7 protein-coding genes are annotated in these 6,993 nt (G+C 42.5%); all 7 read left to right on the forward strand.

Annotated features, from left to right (window positions below):
* The first annotated feature begins 156 nt into the window (after window positions 1-156).
* The 7 genes from HW115_RS19305 (at window position 157) to HW115_RS19340 (ending at window position 6,735) form a co-directional block, all read left to right on the forward strand.
* On the forward strand, window positions 157-573 hold the full coding sequence (locus tag HW115_RS19305; RefSeq protein ID WP_178935254.1) for a DUF4279 domain-containing protein: 417 nt from the start codon (window positions 157-159) through the stop codon (window positions 571-573).
* A 442-nt stretch (window positions 574-1,015) separates the two neighbouring features.
* On the forward strand, window positions 1,016-1,489 hold the full coding sequence (locus tag HW115_RS19310; protein WP_178935256.1) for a hypothetical protein: 474 nt from the start codon (window positions 1,016-1,018) through the stop codon (window positions 1,487-1,489).
* A gap of 912 nt (window positions 1,490-2,401) precedes the next feature.
* On the forward strand, window positions 2,402-2,866 hold the full coding sequence (locus HW115_RS19320) for a DUF695 domain-containing protein (RefSeq protein WP_178935260.1): 465 nt from the start codon (window positions 2,402-2,404) through the stop codon (window positions 2,864-2,866).
* Window positions 2,867-3,017: 151 nt separating this feature from the next.
* The gene (locus HW115_RS19325; RefSeq protein WP_178935262.1) at window positions 3,018-3,599 is read left to right on the forward strand and encodes a hypothetical protein; all 582 of its coding nucleotides are present in this window, start codon (window positions 3,018-3,020) and stop codon (window positions 3,597-3,599) included.
* A gap of 105 nt (window positions 3,600-3,704) precedes the next feature.
* Window positions 3,705-4,034 (forward strand): multidrug transporter, encoded by a 330-nt coding sequence (locus HW115_RS19330; protein ID WP_178935264.1) that lies wholly within the window; start codon window positions 3,705-3,707, stop codon window positions 4,032-4,034.
* Between the two features lie 144 nt (window positions 4,035-4,178).
* Window positions 4,179-4,736 (forward strand): hypothetical protein, encoded by a 558-nt coding sequence (locus tag HW115_RS19335; RefSeq protein WP_178935266.1) that lies wholly within the window; start codon window positions 4,179-4,181, stop codon window positions 4,734-4,736.
* Window positions 4,737-6,114: 1,378 nt separating this feature from the next.
* On the forward strand, window positions 6,115-6,735 hold the full coding sequence (locus tag HW115_RS19340; RefSeq protein ID WP_178935268.1) for a hypothetical protein: 621 nt from the start codon (window positions 6,115-6,117) through the stop codon (window positions 6,733-6,735).
* Window positions 6,736-6,993: the final 258 nt, after the last annotated feature.

The raw sequence follows: 6,993 nt of genomic DNA on the forward strand, positions 1-6,993 counted from the left end.
TGTTAAACAACAAGCAGAACAAGTCGCAGCACCCGACAGCTAGTAGCTGACGAGTCTGGTTTTTCAGCCGGTTTACAGAATTAAAACTTATAAACTTTGCACATCTGGTACATCGCTGCCGGTGTGCTTTACGTTCGGCAAATAATACGATACAACATGAATCAACCTATTTACAATGACGGCTATAGCGCTTGCTCTGAAACATATTCTACCCTGTGTATTTATCATAATGAGAAGCTTCCCTCAGATGTTACTGCCAGACTTGGTATTGAACCCGATCGAGAGATCTTAAAGGAAGAAGCTCCTACACGTCATACGAAGTCCAATGGTTGGTTTTTTGGTACAAAGGGGAAGCTGCAATCCAGGGATTCCAGAAGGCACATCGATTGGATTGTGGATCGTTTGGAAGCTAAAAAGGATGATGTCTTGTGTATGACTAATGAAGGTTATGACATTTCTATATTTTCATTGTGGGTGTCAGAATCAGCAAATGGAGGACCCAAGTTGTCACCATATCAGATGCATAGACTATCGGAATTGAATATTGAGGTTAGCTGGGATATCTACCTTTAGCTGTGAACTAGAAAATTTCAGCCGAACAAGTCGCAGCACCCGACAGCTAGTAGCTGTCGAGTTTGCGACAGGTAACCTTTTTACGTGATTGTATCTATAATTCGCATATCGACGCCTGATCGCTGCCGGTGTGCTTTACGTTAGCCAAAAAATGAACAAATCATCATTCAGCATTATCTGCTTTCTGTGGGCGCTTCTTAGCCCTGCGATTGCAAATCCCATTCAAACTTTAGTAGTCAAAATTCCGGGTGGTNGTTAAGGTTGTCCTGTTTAATGCCACTAGAATGGATTGGCAGCGCGGAGAAAATCTGGTCGAACAAGTCGCAGCACCCGACAGCTAGTAGCTGTCGAGTTTGCGACGGGTAACCATTTTACGACATTGTATCTTTAATTCGTATGTCGGCGCCTGATCGCTGCCGGTGTGCTTTACGTTAGCCAAAAAATGAACAAATCATCATTCAGCATTATCTGCTTTCTGTGGGCGCTTCTTAGCCCTGCGATTGCAAATCCCATTCAAACTTTAGTAGTCAAAATTCCGGGTGGTCATAGATCTGGCATAGGAATTAAATTTTTAGACCAAGCAAAGGGCAAGCCGATGATGGGTGGAGTTGAATATCCTGCCAGAAAAAATGGATGGGATAAGATAGTTTTACAGAAACTACCTAATAATATATTGAAGGTGATGGAGAGGGAAGAAAACTCATTAACACTTAATTTTAAGACATCGTTTCGATTATTGAAATCTACTGATTTATTGAGCATCCCAGATAGGACTTCTGTAATAATTGGTTATATTTCCATTGATGGCAAAGAGCAACCCATCCGACTGATATTAGAGAGCGATAGGAAAGATAAGCAAAAGCATCCTAAAAAAAATCGGGCTAACAAGTCGCAGCACCCGACCGCTAGTAGCTAACTGGTCAGGTATTTCGGCTGGTTTACATGATTGAAACTTATAAATTAGGGCAACTGGCACATCGCGGCCGGTGTGCTTTACGTTCTGCAAAAAAATCACTTCTCTTCTTGAAATCCGAAAATATACCATTAATATACCTCTATGGATTTTGAGTTCGATCCGAAAAAATCTCATATCAACGAGAAAAAGCATGGTATCGGTTTTGAGGAAGCTCAATTCCTATGGAGAGATCCGCGTCGTGTAATCGTTGAAGCTCGTAGCGAANCCTAAAAAAAATCGGGCTAACAAGTCGCAGCACCCGACCGCTAGTAGCTAACTGGTCAGGTATTTCGGCTGGTTTACATGATTGAAACTTATAAATTAGGGCAACTGGCACATCGCGGCCGGTGTGCTTTACGTTCGGCAAAAAATGAAATCAGGTTCATCACATAACAAAGAGAAGTTACGAACATGTGATTCTTCTTCTGATAATTTGGATTGGTTTGATCGATGGTCTGAAGTGAGCTACATGATTGTAGTCGGAGGGTTTATTTTGGGCGGTGTTGCTAATTTGCTACTTGGTCGTGAGTTTAAGACTTCTGATCCGTATATAGGTCCCTTGTTGATGCCGTTTATGCTTCTTTGGATTGGTGCATTTTTTCATGTTACATATGTTGGTCTTAGGGGCAGGTTGTCGGCGCCTGTAAGATGGCTCTGTTATATTTTTTTCCTTATCGTCGTAGGCTTGTTGTTATTGATCCTCTTTAAGTAACTCCACGAAAGCTCTAGCTAATAATAAGCCGAACAAGTCGCAGCACCCGACGGCTAGCAAGCTAGCAGTCAGGTTTTGCGACCGGCTTTACAGGAATGAGACTTTAATCGTATATCAACTAGCACATCGCCGCCGGTGTGCTTTACGTTAGCCAAAAAATAATGAAAGAATATCGCGTTCTCCTCCCGGAAGAGCATTTCCAACTCGTCGAGTTTCGGCAGGAAGATTTGCCGGCCATCGGTGTAATTAATTCTGCGCTTCAGGAGTTCGAGCCTAAGGAGGTTTTCTCTTGGCATCTTTCCGTAATAATAGACTTCGAGGGTTTAATTGACAATGGTATGCCCTCACAAGCTGAACGAGATATTCTTGAACCCTGGGAAGATCAACTAGACTCGGAATTTAAGGGCTTTGATCCTGAAAAGCCTAATGCTCTGTTTCTGGCTCGGATTACTTGGAACGGGACTCGGCAGTTGATTTATCGTGTATTCGACCCAGAACAGGTGAATGAATTTTTGCAGAGTATAATTGCATCAGGAAGAAGCCTCAGACCTTTTGACTACCGTATTGATCCTGATGAAGACTGGAAGTTGACGGAGTGGTATCTAAATACAGCATTACGAGGCTAACAAGTCGTTGCACCCGACAGCTAGTAGCTACTGTGCCAGGTTTTGCTACAGTTAATCAAAATTGAAACTTTAACCGTTTATCTGCGCTTTGATCGCTGCGGGTGAACTTTACGTTCTGCAAAAAATGAGACTCACGTTTACAATGCTATATTTGGCGATTGCCATTGTCTACTCAGCTGCCAAGGCCGAAGAGAAACTGCCTGCTCCTCTTCTCGAGGCTTTTACTAAGATCGACACAATTCTTAGTGACGAGGTTAAGGCCACACTCAAAACCAAGGATCCTAAGCAGGCAGAGGCTGATATTTTCGGTGGAGACATTAATGATATAATCAATGAAGAATCTTATGACGACCTCCGTAGTCAGTTGGTTGCACGGATCGAGCGTAAGCTGGGGTTCGGGATTAGGCATCCCGATGTTGGCCGCTTACCTATGCACCCAGAGGTGGAGCTGTTTTTCGTCCCTTACTTAGTAAATGACCCGACCACTCAAGCCGACATTCTTCTGGAGTTGTACATGAAGCGTCTAAGAGGATTGCCTACGGAGTGGAAGAAGCGGTTGATTAAGCAACGGGATTTGAATGTGTCGATGTTGGAGAGATCTTTGGATTATTTGATGGGTGATATTCAGAAAATGGATCCAACGGTTTCAGTGCCTCTCCTCAAGAAGATGCGGGCTGCAATCGACAAAGCCGAAAAAAAAATAGCAGAACAAGTCGCAGCACCCGACAGCTAGTAGCTGTCGAGTTTGCGATGGCAAGCCTTTTTACGTCATTGTATCTTTAATTCGCATATCGACGCCTGATCGCTGCCGGTGTGCTTTACGTTGGGTAAAAAAATCATGACTAGCAAACCACTAGAATCAGACTGGAAGTCATTCCGCAAAATGGCTCCTAAATTAAGAGATCGCTATCTTGATCAGTGTAATAGCGAGTTGAGTTGTATCATTAATGACGATTCATCGACATCGACTGAGAATTTTTGGACTCTCGAAGAGCGTGTTCGTAAAGAGGCCCGTATTTTACGTGAATGCCTTGATGGCCATTCAAGATCAAGAATGCTTGAATTCATATTGATCATGTATCGCCACAAGATGCTTACTGATAGTGATCTACGTGAATTTAGTGAAGAGCTTCAAGCACGAGTCAACGGCATCTTAAGTATTCAATAAAACAACAAACCCAACAAGTCGCTGCACCCGACGGCTAGTAGCTAATTGGCCAGGTTTTTTGGTCTGTTCTACAGGATTGAAACTTTAACTTACTCATCTGCGAGATTATCGCCGCCGGTGAGCTTTACGTTGGGCAATAATAATATGAAAACACTGCTTATACTCCTTTTAACCCTTTCTGTGGCATTAGCGGTTGATTCTCCCAATGGGCTGTATTCAACGACCACAACGGTTGGTGAATTTAATGTTCGGTCGATGGTCTTAAAGAAAGGAAGCAAAATTATATTTTCAGTAGGATCTGGATATGGGGGATTTCAAGATATTCAATGGTCGCCTGATTCTAAATATTTGGCTGTCGTAGATCATGGCATTAAGACCATGATGATTCTTGATGTTTACCGAGTTGACGGTGAGAGCGTAACAAAAGTGGATTTGCCTGATTACAGACTTAACATTCTTGGTCGTTACCAGCTCTTTGAAGGAGGAAGATACTGGTTTGACAAAACCTTGAAGTGGGAGGCTCCTTCCAAGTTACTCTTTGAGACCACAGGAAGCTTGAAGGACGGTTCTAGTAACCCAACCGATGATCCGGATAATTGGTACTCTTTTGAGGTAGGGATTTCTTTTAATGATTTGCGTGCAGTATTATTGTCAGTTAAGAAGACAAAACAAGCCCAACAAGTCGTTGCACCCGACCGCTAGTAGCTGACAGGCCAGGCTTTTCGGCTGTTCTACAGGATTGAAACTTTAATTGTTTATCGACGCTTACATCGCGGCCGGTGAACTTTACGTTCTGCAAAAAAACTTAGCACTTCCAGAAAGGTTGATAATCCCGAATCGGCTCGAAGGATGAAACCATAAGTTTGTTCACTCAGTGGAATCATCGGTTATCCTCGCAAGGCACACGAATTCGGGTGTCACGTTTCATAAATTGAGAGCAAGAAAGGTTGATTCCGAGTCGCACTTGAAAGCAACCCGAAAGGCTGGGAAAACAAATCGGCAGAACAAGTCGCTGCACCCGACCACTAGTAGCCGCCGTGCCAGGTTTTGTTTCTGTTCCTCAAAAGGAAATCTATTAATCCGTTCATCAACCATTTCATCGTGGCGGGTGAGCTTTACGTTATGCGAAAAAAGGTAGCGCGTTCAAATGGTTGATTATTCCGAATCGGCTCGAAAGATGAAACCATAAGTTTGTTCACTCAGTGGATTCAACGGTTATTCTCGCAAGGCGGAATGAATGCTTGATCGAGATTCGCTGAAATCTGTATTCCGAGTCATTCGTAAAAGCATCAAGAAAGACGGAGGAAACCAAATTGCATAACAAGTCGCTGCACTCGACCACTAGTAGCCGCCGTGCCAGGTTTTGTTTCTGTTCCTCAAAAGGAAATCTATTAATCCGTTCATCTGCCATTTCATCGTGGCGGGTGAGCTTTACGTTATGCGAAAAAATAGGCAGATCATTCAAATGGTTGACCATTCCGAATCGGCTCGAAAGATGAAACCATAAGTTTGTTCACTCAGTGGATTCAACGGTTTTCCTTGCAAGGCTAAGTGAATATTCTGATCAGCGGTCAGCAAAATCTGTATTCTTAATCGCTCTTGAAAGTAACCAGAAAGACGGGGGAAACTAATTGCATAACAAGTCGCTGCACCCGACCACTAGTAGCTGCCGTGCCAGGTTTTGTTTCTGTTCCTCAAAAGGAAATCTATTAATCCGTTCATCAGCCATTTCATCGTGGCGGGTGAGCTTTACGTTATGCGAAAAAATAGGCAGATCATTCAAATGGTTGACTATTCCGAATCGGCTCGAAGGATGAAACCATAAGTTTGTTCACTCAGTGGATTCATCGGTTTTCCTTGTAAGGCTAAGCGATTATTCTGATCAGCGATCAGCANATACTTAATCGCTCTTGAAAGTAACCAGAAAGACGGGGGAAACTAATTGCATAACAAGTCGCTGCACCCGACCACTAGTAGCTGACTGGCCAGGTTTTGTTTCTATTCCTCAAAAGGAAATCTATTAATCCGTTCATCTGCCATTTCATCGTGGCGGGTGAGCTTTACGTTGGGCAAAAAAACTATGAAAATCACCGTCCTAATACTTGGTGGAATATTGAGTCTATATGCTTGTAATGGTAAATCTGAAGAGATCGTTAACAATGCAGAGATTGATATTGCAAATGTTGAACAGAGGGTAAGGTCATATATTACAAATAATGAGACTCAATGTGTGACTCTATACAGGTGTCGTGGAGATGACAGTGAGTATCTAAGTGTGCGGATAAGAAATGATGCCATAGAAGTTCAAACTTCGAAAGTGGGTAATGCGGGAGATGTTAAATACTATAGATTTTTACACGCAAAGTCCATTGAAGACAATATTCTTACTCACCTTAAAGAAGGTCTTAAAGAAGGATATGACTTAAAGAATGAGGATTTATTCTATACGTTTGATATCGAATATTATGATAAGAAACCTTCCCAAGACCTAACTAGAATAAAGTTAAGTTTGAAGATGATGGATAGGTATTTGATTTTCTATGGATTAGGAAGATGTAGCCTAATCGATGGTGAAACGACAAAGCTACGCTGTAAGGTTGTTGATTATGACTTAGCGAAGGAGTTGATTGAGAGACGTTATAAAGAATTTAGACGTCTCAAATACATAAAAATACACCCGGCACAATCTAGATCAAAATAATCTAGCCCAACAAGTCGCTGCACCCGACAGCTAGTAGCTGACCAGTCGAGTTTTTGCTTCTGTTTTTGAAGCATTGAGATATTTTTAGATTTCATCGGCGCAGTATCGCTGCCGGTGAGCTTTACGTTCTGCAAAAAAACTCAGCACTTCCAGAAAGGTTGATAATTCTGAATCGGCTCGAAGGATGAAACCATAAGTTTGATTACTCAGGTTATTCATCGGCTTTCCTTGTAAGGCACACGAATTCGGGTGTCACGT

The sequence above is a fragment of the Oceaniferula marina genome, from assembly GCF_013391475.1.
Lineage (GTDB): Bacteria > Verrucomicrobiota > Verrucomicrobiia > Verrucomicrobiales > Akkermansiaceae > Oceaniferula > Oceaniferula marina.